Source organism: Bartonella sp. AU55XJBT (assembly GCF_028618525.1).
In genome coordinates this window covers 1-24,050 of sequence record NZ_JAQITC010000012.1, presented here as the reverse complement: position 1 = coordinate 24,050, position 24,050 = coordinate 1, and the positions used below count along the sequence as shown (strand labels likewise).

The following is a 24,050-nucleotide window of genomic DNA, read 5'->3' as shown; positions in this document are numbered from 1 at the left end:
CTTTATAGCTTTTAAAGGAATTTAAAGCACTGTCTTTTAAAGCGTGAAGATCAGACATTTTTTATGTTTGTGTTTATTGCGTTTTTTAATGGGATCACGCCCCTCATGCAAAACAGAACGATTCAAAAAGAATAGATTTATTGTTTCCAATGTATGCGCTTATTGTAAAGAAATATTTCTCAAGGCTTGTCACCCCCATTTTGTAACAGTGCCCGTTTCGTGATGTCGGTTTGTGATGTGATGCTGCCTGTGAAGGTATAAAGCTTTCATGGAAATAATATAAAATCTATAGAGCACAACCATCTTTATGCTTAATGAAGGAGCAAGTTGGCATTGTCATATTTCTCAGCAACGTCACTTTACCATTTTCCAATGTTGCGACAGCTTTTGGTACTTGAGATTCTTGGGATATTTTATTCTTTTTTGACTTATACACCACCTTTGCTTGTGATGGGAAAACAAGCGATTTTGATTGATTTATCCATAGGAGAAGGGCGGTGATGAGGAAATCCTTAGACGATTTGGTCTTAAAGTTGGAAAAGATGATTTATCATGATAAATCAATATGTTATTTTACAAAAATAATCGATGCAGAGATATTTAGGAGATGTATTGATAGGAGGGCTCAACAGTGAGACCCCTCTTGATGAGAAATTGGATTGTTTACAGATCTGAGGAGGAAGTGAAGGACAAACAAGAGTGCTATCACCGTGATGCGTTTTAAGATATTTTCAGAAATATTTATGAAGCGGTATGAGTGCTTATGAAAAGAAAATATCGTGTTTCATATCGTAGGAAGTCAACTAAGGGGAACTTGCTAAATTAAGAAGCCCAATTGTTTATAAATTGCAGTGCTTTGTTCTTAGAATAGCAAGCAGATTAAAGGATAAAGATCATGTAAAACATTTTAATTCTGATCAGAAATTAATTTTAAAATGGCTTTCTGTTTGATAGACGGAAGGATTCTAAAACTTTTTAAAAGCAAAAACTCCTCTTTATTTGATGCGATTTCTTCATGATGGTACGGGGCATTTTCTTTTGTGATAATATCAGTGTAAAAAAAGGCAAGAGGAACATTCAAAATATCGGAAATTTCCTTTAAACGTCCTGCGCTTACACGATTTAAGCCTTTTTCATATTTCTGGATTTGTTGAAAAGTAACTCTTAAGTGTTGTCCTAATGTTTTTTGAGACATTCCCAATACTTTTCGTCTCAAACGAATTTTTTTGCCAACAAAAAGATCAATATTAAGATTTTGAGTTTTCATTTTCCCCTCCGGTTGCGAGCGCCCTCGCATGAGTATTCCGGGAGCTTGAAAACACTGAACCCTAGTCAGCATTTTGCTTTTAGTGCTGAAAAGCACCTGGACATAGCAAAATCTCCCGGAATTCCGGGACACCCACAGAGTGGGTTCATTTTTACGCTAGGGTTTCAGGTTTTCAAGGCCCTATTGGTCGTTGCGTATGCGACCAAAAACATTTTCTAATGTGTAAAGTAATTTTAGGAGATTGGCAATAAAAATAGTTTTTCTTGAAACGGATAGATTTTTTTAATGAGAGACTGTTTGCCTTTCAAATTTTCAATATTCGCTCACTAAACTCAAGTTTTCAGCTCTGTTTTTCACAAAGGAAAAGACTTGGTTGTTAAGCTCAAGGCATCTTTACGGTGCTGTTTTAGCCAATAACCAAAATAACTTGTTTGGTCCTTTTGATGCAGCGGAGATATCATAATGATCGGGGAGAGTTTTTATTGAGGGAACACGCCCCATGCAAAACAAAATATTTAAAACAGAATAGATTTGTTGTTGCCAATTTATATGCTTGCTTTAAAGAAATCTTTCTCAATGCTCCGGATCATTTCACAATGGTGTTTCGTGAATGGTATAGGACGATGCTCCGTGAAGTGTAGAGTGTAAAAGCCTCTAAGTGGTACAAAAGAATGGTATAAACGTTGCTATTTTTTGCATATCAAGGGATCAGGCTGGTATTATGATACACTGTGCCAATTTTCAATGTTGAGAGCCTCCTTGCGTTATGGTTCATAAGAAGCATTTTTATATCTTTCTTAAATTGTTTTTATCCATACACCAACGTTTCTGCTTGTGATGTGCAAGCGAATTCTTCAAGATGAATCTCTTGGAAATGAGAGAATGCGATGGTATTCAGTTTTTATTCAATAGATAAAAAATCATTATAAATAAATATGTTATTTGATGATGTAATGACTTTTGAGAATTTTAAAAATATACGTTTAAATAAAAAAGCAGCACAACATGCTGCCCTTTTATTTTATTGAAGTTAAAAGTGTTTTTGCTTTAAAAACGATACCGTATTCCGCCAGATACATTGGTCCCCGATACACCAGCTTTTTGCAATTTTTGCCGGTAGCTAATATCACCACTTAGCACGACATTTTCAGAAAAATAAGCATTCACACCCATGCCTCCCTCAATTGAAGAGCCGGTAGGATCAAGATCAAAGGTATCAGCAATTTTTATTATTTTACCATCACCAAAAGTTCTGATAACATTCATTTTGCCATAGAAGGAAACAGCCTTGTTTTTTTCAACAGCCGTTATCGTTTTTGTTAAACGTCCACCAAAACGAACCAACCATTGATGCGGATTGCCCATGTCTACTTTTAAGCCATTGGTATCTGAGAAAATATCAAACATGAGATTTTGATAAATGAATTGCACTTGTGGTTCAAAGACCAATCCTTTTGTATCGGTTGCTAATTTCTGACCAAGGGTTGCGGATAGATTAAGGATTTCAGTCCCATCCAAATTTGCGGCATTCCCAACCAGAGCTGTGGTAATATTTCCTTTTAAGGTTCCGTAAGAAAGAAGAGCATTGACATATAGACCATTGCTATGCTGGATGCCGCTATAAGCGGTGAGTGACCATTTATCAAGGGTCGTCTTTTCAGAATCTTGCATCTCTTTTGGCGTAAAGGCAAGTTTTCCGTAGGTTCCTAACAGACCAAAATGTGTGCTTATGTCTTTGCCTTCAAAGGCGGCTAATACGGCTCCCAATTGTAAAGCGCTATAGTTTACATCAGCATCATAACCATAACGCAATGGGCCGCGGTTGGAAGATAAGGCGACTTTCTCGCCGTATGAAGAGAAAAAGAAGTTATTCTTTTTATTATCTTTTGCACCAAATACTGTTGTTTGCATTGCATCTAACAACGTGTTTTGGTTATTTACATCAGCAAATCCAGAAGAAAATAAAGCATTAGGCAGGGTTAAATAGTTTGCCACCTGTGGTAAAAGTGCTCGAACTTTTTTATCCTTATCAATGTAGGCATTCTGTAAGCGGAAATCCCAGAAATCACGATTATTTTTGCCAAAAAGATTTTGGCTCTCATGAGATGTTCCTGGTTTATAGCTTGTGAGTACATATTTATAAGGTTGTCCACCTATTGTCATATAGTTTCCTGCTAACCTGAAGGAATTTTCATTTGCTTGTCCGGAAACTTGAATGATTGAAATGCCATGTGTCCCTAAAGGGAGTGACGCCATGTGTTCTTCCCAAACAGCAGAGCTATCGGTTTTTTTATCTGTTTCTTGGAGATTGATGTGAACAACAGTACTCCCTAAGACATCTCCATTAATCATAATACGATCGGTTTGTTGTTCCGTGACAGGAGAATGTTCGTTCCATTGAGTGTTTACATAAATTTCTGAAAGACCTGCTGCACTATAAACTGTTGCTGTGTGAGCAGTTTCGTCTTCTTGCGAAAGATTAGGCCCTATAAACAAAGTTTGGTAATGTCTCTCAACGGGCTTCTCAAACATAATGGCGCTGTTGGTAAGGCGCAATACAGAAAGATTAGAGAATGATTTTTCATCAAGAGCAAACTGTCCATAGTCATCTAAAACAGCATCGTCACTTGAGATGTTATCACTATTTACAGCGTTTTTATTTGGCTTTAAGAGCCATTTCGTCTCTTCTTTTAGATCAAAAATTGTTCTATTATCTTTAGAGGTTCTTACTCGACCTTCTAAAGAAGAGTGATCCGCAACCAGTTTAAGGGTATTTGTGGAGCCACTTTCGTTTTTTATATTTTTTAATAAAATATCGGCATGAAGTTCTGAATTTTTAAGGCTGATAACACCACTTGTGTTTGTTCCATAAAGGTTGATACCTGCACCATTTTCAACGAAAAGCTTTGTATTCTCTAGATTTACTTTACCAGCAATATCTTGTTCTTGAATGGTGTTGGCATTTCTTTCTGCATTGCGTGGATGTCGCCTTTGAGGGGCACGATATAGATTATTGCGGAAAATAATACCACTCGATTCAGATTTCCCTGTGACATGGATGCTTGAATCTTTAAGATTGATTGTCCCTTCTATGTTGACCAACCCCGCTGTTTCTGCTGTCACCGTAATATCTTTGGCTTCAATTTCTCCACCATCTGATACACTCAGAGCAATAAAACCGACATCAACGGTCCCCCCGTTCATTTGGATTTTTGAATTCTTCCCGTCTGCATGGACCGCACTCCATCTGTCTTGAATCTTTTTGTTATGCAGAGCGATAGTTTCACCGTTCTTAGCTTCAACGCTAGCACTTATATTTTCGCTTTGTACAGGCTTTTCAGGCTGTATGGGAGATATCGGGTGTGTAAGCTCTGATTTTCCAACTGCTGGTCTTAAAGATATTGACTGCGTGAGTTCTGGCACTTTAGGTGCCGATGATTGCTCTGCTGTTGGTTTTATAGGTTCAGAGTTTGCAGATACTTTTTGTACACCCGCTTCTGGTCTTAAAAGTATCCGTTGCCTAGATTCTGGTTCTCTAGATGTTGCTGACACCTTTGTTTCTGATTTTGAAGATTCAGATGTTTTAGGTGTTGGCAGTGAATTAGATGAAGGTCGTGTTACTTCTGGCTGCGAAGATACAGTAGAATTGGGTGGTGTTTCTTCACTGGAAGAGTCTGTAGGAGAAGAAGGAACACCTGAACGCCTTCTCGATTTGACTACGTCTGTTGTTGAAGCTGGCCCTGTCGTTGTAGCTTCTGTTGTTGGAGTTTCTTCCCTCGTTGGAGATTGTGTGATAGGCGTGCCTTGTGTGGCTTCAGGGCTAGATTGTACACCTTCTGTTGCTTTAGTCGTTGATGGTTGTGTATTTTCTTGGGCGTGTTCAGAATTTTGCTTTGAGGAAGAATCTGCGTTTCCAGTGGCTCCATTTGGGGATGGCGCTTTTTCTTTAGAGTTTTGAGTAGAATCCTTAGACGTCTCTGTGCTTTTAGAAGGTGTTTCAGGTTTTGTAATTGTTTTAGCTTCAGAAGAGCCTGTAGAGGTTTTAAGCTTTGTAGATTTTACAGGTGGTGTGGGTTGCGTTGAAGAGTGTGTCGTTTCCCCAGTAGAGCCTGTACCGCTTCTTAAATTTCCTTCACTTTGCACTTGGGGCGTTACAGTATTTGTAGAAGTTACAGCCCCTGTAGAAGGAGGTGTCGCAGACCCATTGTTTGTAGGAGGAGTGGTTATTGTTGTTGAGTCAGATGTGGTAGAGAGTCTAGGGGCGCTAGGCGTTGAAGGTGGAGGGGAGGGAGGACGTTGCCCAACTCCATCAGGTGAATTATCATATGGATTAAAAACTCTGGATGTATTTAATGGAGTCTTAAGAGGAACTGAATCTATTACACTGCCGTGGTGATGTGTACTATGATTGTACTGAACAGCATAAGACAAGCTGGTGGAAGAATAAAACAGAAGTCCAGAAACGGTGTATAGTAAAACATTTTTTTTCATATGGATGTATGCCTAAATATTTATCCCCTCTCATAAAATATAAAATTTTGACCTCATTATGTCTCTTTTGTAAGAGACAAAACGAAACATAATGAGAGTACTTTGTATTTCAAGATAGAATACAAGTATTTTTAAAAGTGATAGCGCATTCCAGCAGAAATATTTATTCCAGAGATGCCAACTTTTTTGAATTTATGTTGATAGCTCAGATCACTATGAAGCTCGGTATTTGGCGATAAGTGTGCGTGAATACCAAAACCACCTTCGACTAAAGATCCCATCGCAGCAAGCTGAAAACTTTTACTAAAAGTTTTGATCATGTTCAGTTTACCATAGAAGGAAAGGGCATGGCCTTTGTTTTGCGTCAAACGCCCACCAATACGCAGCAACCATTGATCAGGTTTGCCTATGTTTATTTTAGGGTTATCGTCATCTGAAGAACTGTTGTCATTTGAGGACGTGTTGTTATCTGAGGATGCACTAAGTATGAGACGCTGATAAACGAGTTGTGCTTGCGGTTCTAGAATGACACCCTCGAAACCAGTTGATAGTTTTTGACCAACCGTTGCAGCAGCTCCTAATATTTTACTATTCTTTATTTTAGGGGCATCTTTGATAAAATCGTTGCTCATATTTTCTTTAAAAATTCCATAAGAGAGAAAAGCACTTGCATAGATGCCACCGTCGTGCTGAATGTTTCCATAGGCAGTGAGGGACCATTTATCAAACATCTTCTTATGAGAGCTTTCTGCATTTTTAGGAGCAAAAGACAATTTTCCATATGTTCCAAAAAAACCAAAATTAGTGCTGATATTTTGATCTTCTCGCGCGATTAATGTAGCCCCTGCCTGCAATGCGGCATAGCGAATATCCGCATGAAGGCTCCCTTGTTCTGCGTGAGTGCTCTCTTGTTCTGCTGGAGCGCCCTCTTGTTCTGCTGGAGCGCCTCCTTGTTCTTTTTGAACATCATTTTGTTCTGTTTGAGCCCCTTCTTGTTTTGAATGAATGCGGGAGAAAAATGTGTTCTTATTGCCATAAGTGGATAAGAAAATGCTTCTCTCTTGATACTCTTTGGGTTCAAACATTGTTATTTGCATATTGTCTAACAAGATATTTTGATTGTTGGCATCAGCAACCCCAACAGTAAACATCGCGATAGGCATGACGAAAGAGTTTTCTATTTGTGGTGTAAGGAGTTTGCCATTTACTGCTCCATCAAGAGAATAAGAAGTTGCAGTTGCTTTATCAGCTGTAAATTGAGACGTGCTCTCAGTATGAGCGATGGGGCTGTTCTCAATCTTTGTGGGCAATTTCACATGAGATTCCGTGGATGTGTTAAGAGCCTTTTTCGGTGCTGAGGAATCCGTGTTTGTCTTGGGATCAATAACAGAGTATTTATTCTCTTTATGTGCAAGAGAGGCTTCTTTCCCCTCCACGTTTGCTATTCCATCGGTGGTTGAGGTATTTTGGGGGTGCGTGTTAAGATACAATGCATTTTGTAAAACATTGGTAGCTGTATTGTTTTGTTTTTGTGAGGCACTCCGTTTTATTCTCAATTGGTTAAGTTTTGCGTTGGTATCTACCATAGACTGTGTATCTTGAGGATATTGGTTTGCTATGACTTTGGTATGTGTATTATCCATTTCATGCTTTAATACTACATGATGTGCACCAGAGCTAGCACGACCATCGCCTGAAAAAGAGCTTTTAATCTTCTCTCTTACACGATCCATAGAATTTTGATGTGCTTGGTTGAAAGGTGAATGACCTCGCGTCATGGCGCCAGAGGCTATTTTTTCAAGATTTTTTTCTGTCTGTGTAGGTGTGTTTATTAAATCAATGGTATGGCGATATTGTTCCGGTAATTCGATCATTCCTTCAAGAGCATGGCGTGTTTCAGGACTTAAGCCAGAGGCGGTACTGATCGATATGAAGGTAAAAGAAGAAAAAAACAAAGCACAAGCGGCTGTACATAACAAAAGATTCTTATGCATAGAGACGTTCCTTAAGATATTTTCTTTGTTTTGATAAAAAATGAACTACTCTTCCACACATTACGATTTTTTGTAATGTGTAAAATATAAGCAGCACTGCTTACATTCCAGCGCTGCTTATGTGTCAAAAGTGAAAGCTAAGATTTCTAAAAGCGATAGCGCATTCCACCGGAAAAATTAATTCCAGAAAACCCAGCTTTTTGAAGTCTATGTTGGTAATTAACGTCAGCATGAAGGGCAATATTTTTGGAAAGTTGCGCGTTAATGCCAAGCCCACCTTCAAGAGAAGAGCCCATAGAATCAAGACGGAAAGGCTCAATAATATCGATTGTGCTTTTTTCACCAAAAGCTTTGATGACGTTCAATTTACCATAAAAGGAAAGAACACGATCGTTTTCAATAGGAAGTATGGTTTTTGTTAAACGTCCTCCAATATGCACCAACCATTGGTGAGGAGTCTTGATATTAACCTGGAAGTCATCGATATCTGAAAGCGTACCAAATGCAATATGTTGATAAATCAGTTGCGCTTGTGGTTCAAAGGACAATCCTTCAACACCGGTTGCTAGTTTTTGTCCAACGGTTGCCGATATATTCAATATATCCGTATTATTTAACTCTGCGGTGTTGCCAATAAGAGCTGTTGTGATATGTCCATTTAAAATGCCATAAGAGAGTGATGCATTAACATAAAGACCATTGTCATGGTGGAGGTTCCCATAGACCGTAAAGGACCATTTATCCAGTATGCTTTTGTCAGAACCTTCCATATCCTTTGGCGTAAAAGCGAGCTTTCCATAGGTGCCTAAAAGACCAAAATTTGCAGTTAAGCTTTGATTTTCTAGCGTTGCTAATGCCATGCCTGCTTGTAAAGCAGCATAGCAAACATCCGCACCATAACCATACTCCAATGGACTACGGCTGGAAGATAACGTCACCTTGTTGCCATACGTTGATAAGAAGATGCCTTTCTTTTTATGACCTTCTAATCCAAAAACTGTTGAGTGCATATTATCTAACAGCGTATTTTGATTACTTATGTCAGTCAATCCAGAGGAGAATATCGCGTTAGGCATTACCAAATAGCTTGCAACTTGGGGAACAAGAGCTTTGATTTCTTCCACTAAATCAAGAGTAGTATTTTGGAGACGGAAATCCCAAAATTCTTCACCTTCTGGAAAAAGGCTTTGCTGATCATCCGCTTTCCCAAGGCGGGATGTTGGTCCATAGCCATTGAGTATATATTTATAAGGTAAGCCCCCTATTGTGGTATAGCCATGGGCAAGTTTGAAGGAATCTTCATTGGCTTGCCCAGAAACTTGAATGAGTGAGAGACCACGTATATTCAAAGGAATTGAACCTTCTGCTTCTTCATTATCAAAGGGTTCGGGATGCTTTGAAAGATTGTTGAAATAGATCGTTGTGGTGCCTGAGACATCACCGCGAACGAGAACACGGTCAGTCTTTTGTTGTTCTTTTGTAAGACCATTGCTCCATTCGGTATTAAAGTAAATCCTTGCGTTGCCTGTTGCATTGTAAACTGTTGCGGCATCAGAGTCTCTGTTTTGCTCTGTTTTTTGGGGATGTCTTCCCACATTTAAGGTTTGATAATGGTTTTCTACTAAATCATGCGGTGCATCAAATATGATAGAGCTATTGTTAAGGTTTAGGACTGAAACAACGGATTGTGCTCGTTGCTTAAGATCAAGAAGCTTGTAATCAAATAAACTAAAACTATTTTCCAATTCAAATAGACTAATTTTTAAATGCCACTTGCTGTTATTGTTTAGGGTGAAGATCGTTGTATTTTGAGGAAGCGTTTTGGCTCTTCCTTCCATAATTGAATTGTCAGCGTCTAATGTAAAAGTAGTTGGTTCAATTGTGGTGAACGGTGAGCCTTCGTTTTTTAATAACATATCAGAACGAATTTCTGAGTCTTTAAGGGATACCGCATTAGCAACAGCTTTGGAATAATAAGGTCCGAAAATACCAACACCATCCTTTACAAAAAGTTTTGTCTTATTAAGAATGGCTTTGTTTACAACTTCTTCTCCTTCTTTTATTGTGGAGCTTAGAATATAACCAAAATTGATACCATAGACTTTGCTGTGGCCTATGACATTTATGATTGAATCTTCAACACGGATTATGCCGTTTGTGAGTGACAAACCACGCTCTTTAGCTTTTCCCACGATTCCTTTAGCATTAATTTGACCACCTGATGTTGCAGAAAGCAAAGTGAAATCTGAGTGCATTATTGAGTCTGTAATGGTAATGTGGCCTTTCTTAGCAACTGCGGTATCATACTTACCACGAACAAAAACGTTATTAAAGTTCTTCTCTTCTCCATTAGCTACTTGGACCGTAGGTATCTCAGAAGGTTGTATATTTGCATGCGTTGGAGCGAAATGAGAAAAAATGAAAGTTCCAGCAATTGTACATAACAAAAAATTTTTCTTATAAATAGATTTCTTACACATAGATATGCCTTTAGTATTTGGTATGCTTTGATGCTTACTTCATTCCCCTGATGGCGCAAGTACCCGATCAGCTTTTATATCATTATGTTTTTATTGTAAATAACAAAACGAATATTAAGTTTTGTTGTTTATCGTTTAAAAATTGATCTTAGAAGCGTTTTTAAAATAGAAAGCGCAATCCATAGCGACGATGGATTTTAGAAAACTGAGCTTGATAAGTATTTTTGTTTTAAAGTGCTAAGAATCAAAATATTTTGGGAGAATGCTTATTGCTTAAAGCTGTTTAAAAACGTTATAAAGTTTTGGAGAAAATTTGTTGTCCGCTTATAAAAAGCTTTCTAGTCAACTTGCTTACATATAGAATTATTCACGGTGAATTTTTGGATATAAAAAAAGCTAAAATATTGTGTATTTTCCATCGATATACAACACTGTTTATTAAGTCCATTCGATATTTATAAATCAAAAAGACCGCTCTTTTGAGAATTCAACCGTCATTGAGGGATAAAGGATAGTGTTGTATTTCGTTTGAATAAAATGAATCTTTTCAAAAAAAGGTGTCTAGAAAGAACAGTTATTGGAGGTTCTTTCCGATCAATTGTAAAAAGGCAGTACATTCGTACTGCCTTTTATTAAAACGAATAAATAGACTATAAGTTGTTTTTTGTTTTTTCTTAAAACTGATAACGTATTCCGCCTGAAAAGCTTGTTCCAGATATACCCGTTTTTTGAATTTTCTGTTGATAATGAACATCAGCATGAAGGGCAATATTTTGTGATAATTGTGCACTCACACCAAATCCACCTTCAATGGCTGCTCCCATAGTATCAAGGCGGAACGATTCACCAATCCGTATGGTGCCATTGTTAGAAAAAGCTTTAACAATATTCAATTTACCATAGAAAGAAAGAATGCCGCCGTTTTCAGTTGGAACTGTTGTTTGCATTAAGCGTCCACCAATACGCACCAACCATTGATGAGGATTGCCCATATCCACATCAAAGCCATCAACATCTGAGAGTGTCCCAAGCATAAGACGTTGATAAACAACTTGCGCTTGTGGTTCAAAGGTTAACCCTTTCGTACTGGTTTCAAATTTTTGTCCAATGGTTGCCGATGCACTGAATGTATCAGCGTTCGTCAATTCTGCCGTCTTTCCTATGAGAGCTGTGGTGATATTTCCCTTGAGCATTCCATAGGAGAAGAGTGCATGGACATATGTCCCATTATGATGATGCAGGCCACTATATGCAGTCAGTGACCATTTATTGAGTGTACTCTTGTCAGTACCCTCCATATCTTTTGGGGTGAAAGCCAATTTCCCATATGTCCCTAAAAGACCAAAGTTGGTGGCCATGTTTTGATCTTCTAAAGCGACCAATGTAAAGCCTGCTTGTAAAGCAGCATAGTGAATATCGGCACCATAGCCATATTGTAATGGCGTACGGTGAGAGGACAATGTCATTTTATTGCCATAAGTCGAGAAGAAGATTCCTTTGTTTTTATGATCTTTTGTCTCAAAGCTTGTTTCTTGCATCGTGTTCAGTAAAGTGTTTTGATTGTTTACATCAGCCAATCCAGATGAGAATAGAGCGTTAGGCATAACCAAATAGCTTGCCACTTGAGGAACAAGAGCCTTGATCTTTCCTTCATCATCGAGCGTTGCACTTTGTAAGCGGAAATCCCAGAAATTCTGATTTTTTCTCAAATGGTTTTGTTCGCTGCCTGCTTGTTCAGAATTTGATGTTGATTCACTTTTTATATTATTCTCAATTCCTAAAACAACTCCCCCTAATACAACAGGAGTCGTGTCGGTTTTTGAGCCCTTTTCTTTTGATTGTTGGGATACTTTTCCTAAATGGCTTTGCGTGCTTTCTGCTTTTCCAAGACTTGATGTCGGCCCATAGGCATTTAAGACATATTTATAAGGCAAACCATTCATTGTGACGTAGCCATTTTCCAGTTTGAAGGCGTTTTCTTCTGCCTTTCCAGATACTTGAATGAGTGACAGACCACGCATATTCGCCGGAATAGAAGACTCTGCCTGTGATGGTTCACCTTTTGAAAGACTATTGAAATGAATTTTTGTGATGCCTGATACATCTCCGTGGACAAGAAGGCGGTCCGTTTTTTGCTGTTCTTTTGTCAGACCATCACTCCATTCTGTATTGAAATAAATCCTTGCATTGCCTGTTGCATTGTAAACGGTTTTTGTAGCAGAATCCCTATTTTCTTGTGAATGAGGAACTTCAATGGTTCGTCCTACACTCAAGGTTTGATATTGACCCTTTGCCAGCGTATGGGGCGCATTAAACACAATCGAGCTATTATTAAAGTTCAGAACTGAAACGGTAGACAGTGCTCGCTGCTCAATGTCATGGAGTGTATAATTAAATGTACTAAAATCATTATTTATGTCGTATTGACTTACATTTAAATACCATTTGCTCTTGTTATTTAAATTAAAAATAGTCGTATTGACTGCTAAGGTTCTTGCTCTTCCTTCCATAATGGAATTATCGGCAGTTAAGACAAAAGTCACAGGATGAGGATCTGAATCTGTTTTCTTTTTTACATTATTTTGTAATAATACATCAGCACGAATTTCCGAGTTTCTCAGTTGAACTTCGGCAACAGATTTTGAAGATGAAGGTCCTAAAATACCAACACCATCTCTCACAAGAAGTTTTGTATTGGTAAGAATTGCCTTATTGATGACTTCTTCACCATCTTTTACAAAAACATCTAAAATGCTATGAAAAATAATACCGGATTTTCTTTTGGTTTCTATAAATGAATCTTCAATGTTAATGATACCGTTTGAAATTGATAGACCAGTGTACAAGGCATTGGCTTTAACTTCTTTAGCATTAATACGTCCCCCTTGTGATACAGCAAAGGCAAACGAAGCTGAATGTATTGTTGAATTCGTAATTGTAGCAATTGCTTTTTTAGAGGCGTGCACTGCGCTTAATCCATTGCGGATAAAAACATTATTAAGAGTCTTTTCCTCTCCGTTTTCCAGCTTGAACTCATCAATAATTTGAGGAGGTTGTGTATTTGCATAAGTTGAACCGAAATGAGAAAAAATCAAAGTTCCAGCAATTGTACATAACAAAAGATTTTTCTTATAAATATATTTCTTACACATAGATATGCCTTTAGTATTTGGTATGCTTTGATGCTTACTTCATTCCCCTGATGGCGCAAGTACCCGATCAGCTTTTATATCATTATGTTTTTATTGTAAATAACAAAACAAATTATATTGTGCGGTTCTCTATAATTTGAAGTTTTGTTTCAGAAAAGTTTTTTTTATGATCATAAAATGCAATGAAACAATGGATCCCAAAAATCTAGCTTGATAAGCTTATGCTAAAACCAAGATATATAAATTGGCATTTCAGGATAAGCGTTATAAAAGCTGATAGCGTTGAGATGGGTTGTTTGAGGCACTCTCAGAAAATCTCAGTCAATTTTCTCTGCTTTAGGAGAAGATATACTATAAAAAGAAATGAGGGGGGGGATATTGGGATTCTTCAAAGAGATCTTTTTTAAAGCTCCAACGCTCATTTTCTAAGGCATCATAGCTCATTTTGCGACGGCACTCGTGAATGGTATAGCGATAAAGCTTGTGAGCTCCATCCTCTTTATGCTTGTTTCAAGGCATTGATTTATAATGATAATATACCGTTATTCATATTGAATGAGAGTCCCGAAAAACGTAAGATTCCTTTATTTCAAACTTGCTTATCTTGTATCAATCAAAACCACTCATTTGTACATAACAAGCAGGATGAATGTGTGGAGTGTGGATAAATTTGTATAAGAAAGGACTAAAAATGGTTCATAAAAAGGTATGTTTTTATGTTTTTTTTACATGGTTTATCTGCTTGTAAGGTGCAAGAGACGGGGGTGATTGAGGCAACATGGGGCAGAGGTTAAATGAGAGAGTCTCTTACGATATTTGGGATGCTCATTTAACAGGAAAAATAGTCAGGAATCTTTATAAATTATTGAATTTAATATTTATAATTATTATGCTATTCAGTTATTCGACGCTGTTTGTTCCTTCAGTTTTTACAGCCGTAGAAGCATTTTTAGGGGCAGCAATTTGTATTTTTATCATCTTTTGCGTGAAGTATCCCATGAGTTCCGTTGGGTATGTTTTTGGGCACCAAAAATTTCAAGAGATTTAGTTTCTGCATGATAGGTGCAAAATCGTAAAATTTTTACAGCTGCTGTGCACGATAGAATATTTTTAGATAAAAATATTTCTTATTTCCTATTTGTAATTAAAAATAACAATATCTATTTTATATTAAATATATATGAAAATTTACTTAAATATATTACTCTTTTATATTTTTGAATAGTCTTGCGACTTAATGAAATACTATAAAAATAGCGTTGTTTATTAAAAATAAGGAAAATAAAATAAATAAGTCCTGCTTTCACAGGATTATCGTAAGATTGATAGTAGCATCTTTGCGCTTAAAAATTTATTTTCTTTCAGTGAGATGGTCTTTCTCAAAATTATTTATCTAAAATGGTATAGGGAAGTATCAATGAAGCCTTATAGATGGTGTAATAAGCTCGTTAATTGAAAGAATAGAGGGGGTATCAACAGAGCAAGAAAGCGAAGAAAGAGCTTTTTATTATTATCTATCCATTGTCTAAAAATGCACTTTTCTTAGCTTTATGGATAAATCCGCTAATAGGAATATACCGCGGGATTCGTGTGAAGAGGCAGAAAAGCCTATTTTAAGTGGCAAAACGCAATTCATAAAGAGTTTCATGTTGAAAGCCTTGAAATGAAGGATGCTTATGATTCATAAAATTGTACTTGTGTGAGAAATTGCGCTTTTATTAAAAGTTCGCGGTTTGCATTATTTTGGGCTTTTGACATATTCTAGATAAAAATATCTGACACTTTTTCTTGAGAAAAAGGGAAGGGGATTTTATGAAGCAAGCGAGATTATATCAATCAATAGGGTGTTTTTTCTGAGAGTTTTGTTTTGCTTTCACTTGGTGATGAAGCGCTTTGCGACATTTTGTTTAAGAGAGATGAATGCATTCAATCTGGTATGCTTCAAAGAAAATATTCAACCTTGTAAATTAATAAATCTTGATGGACATGACTTTAAGGAAATAAAGAACAACGTTATTCGCGAGATCTTTTAATGAAAGAGTGTCAAGAATAAAAAAAGGCAGCATATTGTGCTGCCTTTTTGGTTTGCTGAAGTATACAGAATAACAATACATCTGTTGTTAAAGTTTTGCCTCAAAACTGATAGCGTATACCACCTGAAAAACTTGCTCCCGATATACCCGTTTTCTGCAGCTTTTGTTGATAACTCACATCACCATGAAGGGAGAGGTTCGTGGACAATTGTGCATTGATGCCAACACCGCCTTCAATTGCAGGTCCCATAGGATCAAGGTCAAAATCTCTTCCAATATGAATGCTCCCATCATCACCAAAAGTTTTGATCAAGTTTACTTTTCCATAGAAAGACATAGGATGATTATTCTCAGTGGAAATAGTTTTTGTCAAACGTCCACCAACACGGATCAACCATTGAGAAGGATTTTTCATGTCAATGGTAAGGTTATCAGCATCTTCAATGGTGTTAAACATTAAATGTTGATAAGCAACTTGTGCTTGTGGCTCGAAGGTTAAGCCTTCTACCCCCGTTGCAAATTCTTTGCCAACAGTGGTGGAGATACTCAACATTTTAGCATCATTCAATTTTGCGGTTTTCCCAATGAGGGCATTGGTGATCTCTCCTTTTAGGATACCATAGGACAAGAGTGCATCGATGTAGAACCCACTGCTATGCTGTATACTTCCATAGGCTGTCAGTGCCCATTTATCCAGCGTGTTCTTCCCAGCATCTTGCATATCTTTTGGAGTGAAAGAGAGACGTCCATAGGTTCCCCCTAGTCCCAGATGTGTTATGGTGTTTTGCCCTTCGATTGCTGCCAATACAACACCGGCTTGTAGAGCCGCATAACGGATATTCGCGCCATAACCGTATTCTAGAGGACCACGCTTGGAAGATAAGGTGGCTGTGTTACCATAGGTATATAAGAAGAATGCATTCTTTATCCCTTGTTCTTGTCCTATAATGGACATTCTCATAGTGGCTAAAAACTGGTCTTGTTTAGCTATATCGGTTAATCCAGCGTGAAAGAGAGCATTTGGCATAACTATATAGCTTGCTGTTTGTGGTACAACGGAAATCACACTTGGATTAGAACCAGAGCCAGTTTCAAGAATTTCCCTGTGTAAGCGGAAATCCCAGAAGTTCTCATTCTTTTCATCAAAGAGGCTTTGAGCAATATCTGCTTGTCCATGGCTTGACTCTGGTCCATAAGCAGTCAGCGTATATTTGTAAGGCGAACCACCTCTTGTGATATAGCCATGAGCTAATTTGAAGGAATTTTCATCTGCTTTTCCAGAGACTTGAATAAGCGAAATTCCACCAGTGTTTGAGGGATCAGAAGCATTGACTACACTATTTTTGTCCCCTGAATCGCTGTCAATATAAACTGTTGTGAAGCCTGAAACATCACCGTGAATGAGAAGGCGATCAGTTTTTTGGTCCGCACTTGCAACACCATCACTCCATGCAGTATTGAAGTGAATTTCTGCATTTCCAGAGGCATTGTAGACTTCTTGCGTGTCTGCTTTACCAGAGCCTATATGCAATGTGTGGTAATGATCTTCTGTTGGTTCTTGAAAAATGAGAGAGCTGTCATTGAGGTCGAGAACAGAAATATCAGAACGTGACCTTTGAGTAATATCAAGCAAATTGCCCTCAGCATCTTTTTCTTGTGTGCTGTTTTTTAAGAACCATTGTGTCCCGTTTCTTAGGTTGAAGCTTACGTTTCTCTCTTGTGCAATATTTGTTCTGCCTTCTAAAATAGAGTGATCTGCATTTAAGGTGAAGCTGCCGTTGGCTATCTCCTTTACGTTTTTATCATTCCAGATATTTTCCTCTTGCCAAGAAATTTTGTCCCAAAAAACACCGTCATTTAATAAAATATCGGCATGGATTTCTGAATTATGAAGATTAACTGTACCGATTGATAGAGTAGGAATATCTCCAATACTCTTTTTAGCAATAGCTCCAACGAGAATTCCAGTGCCATTGTCAACATGAATCTCTGTATTGGTTAGATTGATTTCATTATTTCCATATGTTTGTAGATCATCTAATTTATCTGTATTGGTTTTCGATAAAGCCATCAGTTGCAGACCTATGCTTCCTGCTTTTGCAAAAGTGTTTTCTAGGTCAATCTTTCCCGTGCCTACTGCGGATAGTGCCATTTTTTTGACGTCTATTTCATTTTTAGTGCCATTCTTCATGATAATTGAGGCATCACCAGCGGCACCAAGACCAAGATCAAAATTTTTAATGATTGTGTTACCATTTAATTCAATTTTGCTCACAGACTCGTAGGAGCCTACAGCACTGGTTATTTTTTCGCTCTCACCACCGATTATTGTTAGATCTCCACTGGTGATTTTGCTTCCACCATCTGCATAAAGACCTTCATCAACATTTTGAATGATTGTTTTGCCAGTTAAGTTAATTTCACTGCCAGCGTCTTTTGTCGTTAGACCAGAGCGTTCTGTGTCTGTCCCCGAATTGATAGCTTTTCCACCGGTGATATTTAAATTTTCACCGGTAATTTTACCACCATCAGCAGCTCCAAGACCGTTAAAAGTATTGTTAATCGTTGTATTGCCATGCAATTGAATTGTGCTCTCACCAAGCGCAAGTGCGCCGGTTCCTATGCCATTTGTTGTGAGCGTAACATCCGTGGCATCGATAGTCCCTTTGTTTTTTGCAAGCAATGCAGAAGAATGTTCATTTTTCGTTGTTGCACTTCCTCCTACCATTATAATTTTTGAATCTGAACCTTCTGCATGAAGTCCATTGCCTTCAGATGATGTGACTGTAGAGTTGTTTAAAGTAATGGAACTGCCTTGTTTAGCATATACTCCATTGGTTTTTCCATCGAATGATCCTTCGGATACTGTTATCGTGGAGTTATCATTTGCCAATATAGCTGTGTTTGAATTCGTGATGGTTACTTTGTTTAAAGTCACAGAGCTTTTTTCGGCATCTATACCCTTATCCATTAAGGGATTATCTTTTCCGCTTGATATCGTTACATTTTCCAGTTTGTTTTCATCATTCTTACTATCATTGAGAACAGCACCAATTTGAGAGGCTGTAATAGAACTATCAGTCATCTTGATTGTAGCACCATTTTCTACTTCAAGCCCATTAGCAACTTTTTCAATGGTTGTTTTGCCTTTTAATGTAATCACGCTGTCAGCGCCATCGGCTTTAGCACCAGTTCCTTTGCCATCTGTTGTTGTTAGAGTAACATCTGTAACATCGATCTGTCCGCCTTTTTCTGCAAATAATGCATTTTGTTTTCCACTGACAGTTCCACCCGTCTTTGTGATTTTGGCTTCTGAACCTTCTGCATGAAGCCCAGTGCCTTCAGATGATGTGACGGTTGTTTTTTCGTCTAAAGTTATGGAGCTGCCTTGTTTAGCATATACTCCATTGGTTTTTCCATCGAATGATCCTTCGGATACTGTTATCGTGGAGTTATCATTTGCCAATATAGCTGTGTTTGAATTCGTGATGGTTACTTTGTTTAAAGTCACAGAGCTTTTTTCGGCACTTATTCCTTTGTCAATAAAGCGTCCATCTTGTCCACTTGATATCGTTACATTTTCCAGTTTGTTTTCGGCCCTATTACTTTCGTTAAAGGTTGCACCATTATAGAAAGCTTTAATGGATCCCCCCTTCATGCTGATTGCGCCACCATCTTTCGCAAAAAGTCCATCACCCTTAGATGACGTCATTGTAGAATCACTTACAGTGATTGTACTGCCGTTTGTAGAAACTATAGCTGCCACTTTTGCATCAAATGATCCTCCAGTGATCTCTATTTTAGAATTACTATCTGCAACAATAGCGTTTCCGGCTTGTTTTACATTTACATTTTCTAGAGAAACTGTACTTTCTTTTTCTGCTTTGATTCCATTGGTGAGTTGCTCATTCTCTTTATTGCTTGATATTTCTATATCCTTTAGTTTGTTTTTGTCGTTTTTACTTTCTGTGAATCGAGCACCTACGAGTGAAGCATTAATAGAGCCTCCATTCATACTGATTGCACCATCTTCTTTTGCTTGAAGTCCAATTATACTATTTTTAATCTTTGTATCATTACCCGTTAATTCAATTAGACTGTCTTTACCTTCAGAAAATACACCAAAACCACTTGTAATCAAATCACTATTTCCAACGGGGGCAGCGCCATCTATTGTTAGAGTAACATTTTCGATCGTAGTGTGCCCGCCGTTCTTTGCCACAATGGCCGCTACTTTTCCAGTTACTTCCCCTCCGGTCATTTTGATTGTGGATTTTTGTTCTGCTGCGAGCCCAACGTTATTAGATGATGTAACTTTAGTATTGTCTTTTAAAGTGATTGTGCTGCCATTTTCAGCGTGTATTGTTACCCTCTTAGCGTCAAACTCTCCTTTAGAGATTGTTATTTCAGAATTATTATCTGCAGATATACCACTGTCTGCATGAGAGAATCTTACACCTTCTAAATAAACTTTACTTTCATTTTCTGCTTTTACTCCAAAAAGTATTGCTGTTCCGCCTTCATTACTTGATATTTCTACGTCTTTTAGTTTGTTTTTGTCGCTATTACTGTTCGTGAAGTAAGCGCCAGCTTGTGAAGCTTTAATAGAGCCTCCATTCATAGAGATCGAACCACTATTTTGTGCCATGAGCCCAGAGTTATCAGATGATGTAATTTGAGCTCCCTCTATAGTGATTTCACTGTTTTGCAAGGCAGCTATTGTTGCCTCTTTTGAAGCAAATGAGCCTCCAGTGATTGTTATTGTAGAGCCACCTTTTGCACTTAAAGCATTCTCTGTTTGTTTTATGATTACATCTTTTAAAGTGATTGTACTGTTTTCTGCTCCCACTCCGAATCCCAGTAGTGTTTTATCATCACTGCTTGATATTGTTACACCGTTCAGCTTGTTTTTGTCGCTGTTACTGTTCAAGAATACCGCACCAAAATCAGAAGCATTAATGGAGCCTCCAGTCATGGAGATCGTGCCACCGTCTTTTGCTTCAACACCTATGATAATGGCAGAATCAGTTCCTTTGATGGTTGTTTTATCCCCCGTTAATGTGATTATACTACCCTTGCCTTCAGCTGTTACAGCTGCGGGTGATTCTAAAGAAGATGATCCAAGAGGAGGTGTGTTTTTCCCTTCGCTGGTGCCTTTGTTCGCATCTTTGTTGGTGTCTTTATTTCCAGTTACTGTTAAATTTTCACCGGTAATTTTTCCACCTTTTTCTGCGTGAATAATTTCATAGGTTGCACTGGGTTTCCCAGTGATTTCCTGCTCTGCTCCTGAAGCCTTAAGAATTTCAGCATGTGCATTGAAATGCATGCTAGAGAGTATGATCGCAACTGTTGCTGTATATGATAAAAGGGATTTTTTATACATCCGTATTCTCCTTTGAAGTCCCCAATAATTCATTTCCCCACCAAACTTCATAAGAAGAATAGAAAATGAGTTGTTGTTCCTCGTGATGTTACATTACCCCTTCTCCCGTAAATTATTTTTATTTTTTTGTCAAAGAATTTAAATAATTTTCATAAAAATTAATATTATATATAGTTTATTTTTATTAAATCAGTTTGTTCATTTGCTGTTTGTAGTGGGATTATTTGTTATATCTTGATAAATTAATAAAAATAATGTCGGAGAAGTACGGAGAATTATTTATAAATCTTGAGTCATTTTATGATAATTATTCGCAGATATTTTTAATTGATACAAAAAGTTTCTTTAATACTCTATTGTTTACATTTTTTTGTGCTTTTTATTTTTTTGAATATTGTATGAATAGAAATTTTTTTTGAGTTTTCTGAGAGAAGAAAGTTTCCAATAAAAACTTATCTTATTGAAGGTGGTAAAACAGACATATTTTAAGTTTCAAAACGTTGTTCATAAAGAGTTTCATGTTGAAGCTTTGAAATGAATGGTATTTTAGTCAATAAAATTGTGCTTTTGTTAAACAGTTCCTGCTTTTATTATTTTGGGACTTTGATATATTCTAGATAAAAATGACTTACACTTTTCCTCGATAAAAAGGGTAGGGGATAGTATAGAGTAATCAGGATTGATAAACCAAAAAGGCAGCATATTGTGCTGCCTTTTTGGTTTGCTGAAGTATACAGAATAACAATACATCTGTTGTTAAAGTTTTGCCTCAAAACTGATAGCGTATTCCGCCTGAAAAACTTGCTCCACTTATACCTGTTTTTTGCAGTTTTTGTTGATAACTCACATCACCATGAAGGGAGAAATTGTGAGACAATTGTGCATTGATGCCAACACCGCCTTCAATTGCAGGTCCCATAGGATCAAGTTTATAATCCTTATCAATATGGAGCGCTTGATCATCCCCAAAGGTTTTGATCAGGTTTACTTTTCCATAGAAAGACATAGGATGATTATTCTCAGTGGAAATAGTTTTTGTCAAACGTCCACCAACACGGATCAACCATTGAGAAGGATTTTTCATGTCAATGGTAAGGTTATCAGCATCTTCAATGGTGTTAAACATTAAGTGTTGATAAGCAACTTGTGCTTGTGGCTCGAAGGTTAAGCCTTCTACCCCCGTTGCAAATTGTTTGCCAACAGTTGTGGAGATCGTCAACATTTTGGCATTTTTCAATTTTGCGGTTGTTCCAATGAGGGCATTGCTGATTTTTCCCTTTAGGATGCCATAGGATAATAACGTATCAAGATAAAAGCCATTGTCGTGCTGTATGGTTCCGTAGGCTGTGAGTGACCATTTATCAATGGTGTTTTTTCCAGCATCTTGCATGTCTTTTGCGGTGAAAGAGAGTTGTCCATAGGTGCCTAAAAGACCCAAATGTGTTGTGGTATTGTGTCCTTCCAGCGTTGCGAAGTTAACACCCCCTTGTAGAGCAGCATAGCGAAGATCAGCACCGCTATAACCATATTGACGGGGCGCACTTTCAGAGGATAAGGTTCCAGTGCTTCCATAGGTGTGTAAAAAGAAGCTGCTCTGTTTTTCTTGTCCTTTTGCCAAGACAGATGTTCTGAGATTGGCTAACAATGCATTTTGTTGCGCCATATCCGTCAATCCACTATAGAAGAGAGCATTTGGCATGACCAAATAGCTTGCCATTTGTGCTACAGGCGCATGCACATTTGCTTCAGGGTTAGAGCCGGAACCTGGATTAGAGCCAGACTCTGTGTTAGAATTGAGAAACTCAGGTTGTAGACGAAAATCCCAGAAATTTTCATCCTTTTCATCAAACAGATTTTGTTTTATATCAGCTTTGCCTTGGCTTGAGTTTGGTCCATAGGCACGGAGCATATATTTATCAGGCGAACCATTTATTGTGGTATAGCCATGGGCTAATTTGAAGGAGCCTTCTTCGGCTGTTCCAGAAACTTGGATAAGAGAAAGTCCCCGTACATTTTTCTCAACATCAGAAGTTTTTTTGTGAGTGGTGTTTCCTTTTAAATTAACAAGAACATTTGTATTTCCTGAAACATTTCCATTAATCAAAAGCTGATCGGTTTTTTGCTCTGTAATTGGCTTACCATCACTCCACCAAGTATTGAAAGAAATCTGTGCATCACCCGTTGCATTATAGACGGCTTTGGTATCTGGTTTTCCAGAGCCTATATGCAATGTGTGGTAATGATCTTCTGTTGGTTCTTGAAAAATGAGAGAGCTGTCATTGAGGTCGAGAACAGAAATATCAGAACGTGACCTTTGAGTAATATCAAGCAAATTGCCCTCAGCATCTTTTTCTTGTGTGCTGTTTTTTAAGAACCATTGTGTCCCGTTTCTTAGGTTGAAGCTTACGTTTCTCTCTTGTGCAATATTTGTTCTGCCTTCTAAAATAGAGTGATCTGCATTTAAGGTGAAGCTGCCGTTGGCTATCTCCTTTACGTTTTTATCATTCCACACATTTTTATCCGGCCAAGAAATTTTGTCCCAAAAAACACCGTCATTTAATAAAATATCGGCATGGATTTCTGAATTATGAAGATTAACTGTACCGATTGATAGAGTAGGAATATCTCCAATACTCTTTTTAGCAAGAGCTCCAACGAGAATTCCAGTGCCATTGTCAACATGAATCTCTGTATTGGTTAGATTGATTTCATTATTTCCATATGTTTGTAGATCATCTAATTCATCTGTATTGGTTTTCGATAAAGCCATCAGTTGCAGACCTATGCTTCCTGCTTTTGCAAAAGTGTTTTCTAGGTCAATCTTTCCCGTGCCTACTGCGAATAGTGCAATTTTTTTTGCGTCTATTTCATTTTTAGTACCATTCTTCATGATAATTGAGGCGCCACCAGCAGCACCAAGACCAAGATCAAAACTTTTAATGGTTGTGTTCCCGTTTAATTCAATTTTGCTCTTCTCGCCATATGCAAGTGCGCCGGTTCCTATACCATCTGTTGTTAGAGTAACATCTGTAACATCGATCTGTCCGCCTTTTTCTGCAAATAATGCATTTTGTTTTCCACTGACAGTTCCACCCGTCTTTATGATTTTGGCTTCTGAACCTGCTGCATGAAGTCCATTGCCTTCAGATGATGTGACGGTTGTTTTTTCGTCTAAAGTAATGGAACTTCCTTGTTTAGCATATACTCCATTGGTTTTTCCATCGAATGATCCTTCGGATACTGTTATCGT

9 protein-coding genes are annotated in these 24,050 nt (G+C 37.7%); 2 read left to right on the top strand and 7 right to left on the bottom strand.

Features of this window, described 5'->3' with window-relative positions:
* Nucleotides 1-327: 327 nt before the first annotated feature.
* A complete protein-coding gene (locus tag PVV70_RS07205) occupies nucleotides 328-501 on the top strand; it encodes a hypothetical protein (RefSeq protein WP_273758589.1) in 174 nt (57 codons plus the stop codon).
* 406 nt (nucleotides 502-907) lie between these two features.
* Here the strand turns inward: PVV70_RS07205 and PVV70_RS07200 are convergent, their stop codons facing one another.
* Complete coding sequence (locus PVV70_RS07200) at nucleotides 908-1,267, bottom strand: helix-turn-helix domain-containing protein (protein ID WP_273758588.1); 360 nt, start codon at nucleotides 1,265-1,267, stop codon at nucleotides 908-910.
* Between the two features lie 1,047 nt (nucleotides 1,268-2,314).
* The gene (locus PVV70_RS07195; RefSeq protein ID WP_404977263.1) at nucleotides 2,315-5,062 is read right to left on the bottom strand and encodes an autotransporter outer membrane beta-barrel domain-containing protein; all 2,748 of its coding nucleotides are present in this window, start codon (nucleotides 5,060-5,062) and stop codon (nucleotides 2,315-2,317) included.
* A gap of 184 nt (nucleotides 5,063-5,246) precedes the next feature.
* Between PVV70_RS07195 and PVV70_RS09740 the strand changes: the two genes are divergently transcribed.
* Nucleotides 5,247-5,663 (top strand): hypothetical protein, encoded by a 417-nt coding sequence (locus tag PVV70_RS09740; RefSeq protein WP_273758638.1) that lies wholly within the window; start codon nucleotides 5,247-5,249, stop codon nucleotides 5,661-5,663.
* A 226-nt stretch (nucleotides 5,664-5,889) separates the two neighbouring features.
* Here PVV70_RS09740 and PVV70_RS07185 read toward each other — a convergent pair whose 3' ends face one another.
* From PVV70_RS07185 to PVV70_RS07165, 5 genes are all read right to left on the bottom strand, one after another.
* A complete protein-coding gene (locus tag PVV70_RS07185) occupies nucleotides 5,890-7,752 on the bottom strand; it encodes an autotransporter outer membrane beta-barrel domain-containing protein (RefSeq protein ID WP_273758587.1) in 1,863 nt (620 codons plus the stop codon).
* Nucleotides 7,753-7,898: 146 nt separating this feature from the next.
* Nucleotides 7,899-10,232: an autotransporter outer membrane beta-barrel domain-containing protein gene (locus PVV70_RS07180; protein ID WP_273758586.1), complete on the bottom strand. Its 2,334-nt coding sequence runs from the start codon at nucleotides 10,230-10,232 to the stop codon at nucleotides 7,899-7,901.
* 674 nt (nucleotides 10,233-10,906) lie between these two features.
* Nucleotides 10,907-13,384, bottom strand: coding sequence for an autotransporter outer membrane beta-barrel domain-containing protein (locus PVV70_RS07175; RefSeq protein ID WP_273758585.1), 2,478 nt, complete (start codon nucleotides 13,382-13,384; stop codon nucleotides 10,907-10,909).
* A 2,133-nt stretch (nucleotides 13,385-15,517) separates the two neighbouring features.
* Nucleotides 15,518-20,800 carry an autotransporter outer membrane beta-barrel domain-containing protein gene (locus PVV70_RS07170; protein ID WP_273758584.1) on the bottom strand — a complete coding sequence of 1,761 codons (5,283 nt, stop codon included), beginning with the start codon at nucleotides 20,798-20,800 and terminating at the stop codon, nucleotides 15,518-15,520.
* A 769-nt stretch (nucleotides 20,801-21,569) separates the two neighbouring features.
* The coding region (locus tag PVV70_RS07165) for an autotransporter outer membrane beta-barrel domain-containing protein (RefSeq protein ID WP_273758583.1) at nucleotides 21,570-24,050 on the bottom strand (2,481 nt) is incomplete at its 5' end.

Excerpts from the sequence above, each read along its gene's own strand:
- PVV70_RS07200 (WP_273758588.1), bottom strand. The coding sequence starts at position 1,267 with ATGAAAACTCAAAATCTTAATATTGATCTTTTTGTTGGCAAAAAAATT.
- PVV70_RS07185 (WP_273758587.1), bottom strand. The coding sequence starts at position 7,752 with ATGCATAAGAATCTTTTGTTATGTACAGCCGCTTGTGCTTTGTTTTTT.
- PVV70_RS07180 (WP_273758586.1), bottom strand. The coding sequence starts at position 10,232 with ATGTGTAAGAAATCTATTTATAAGAAAAATTTTTTGTTATGTACAATT.
- PVV70_RS07175 (WP_273758585.1), bottom strand. The coding sequence starts at position 13,384 with ATGTGTAAGAAATATATTTATAAGAAAAATCTTTTGTTATGTACAATT.
- PVV70_RS07170 (WP_273758584.1), bottom strand. The coding sequence starts at position 20,800 with ATGTATAAAAAATCCCTTTTATCATATACAGCAACAGTTGCGATCATA.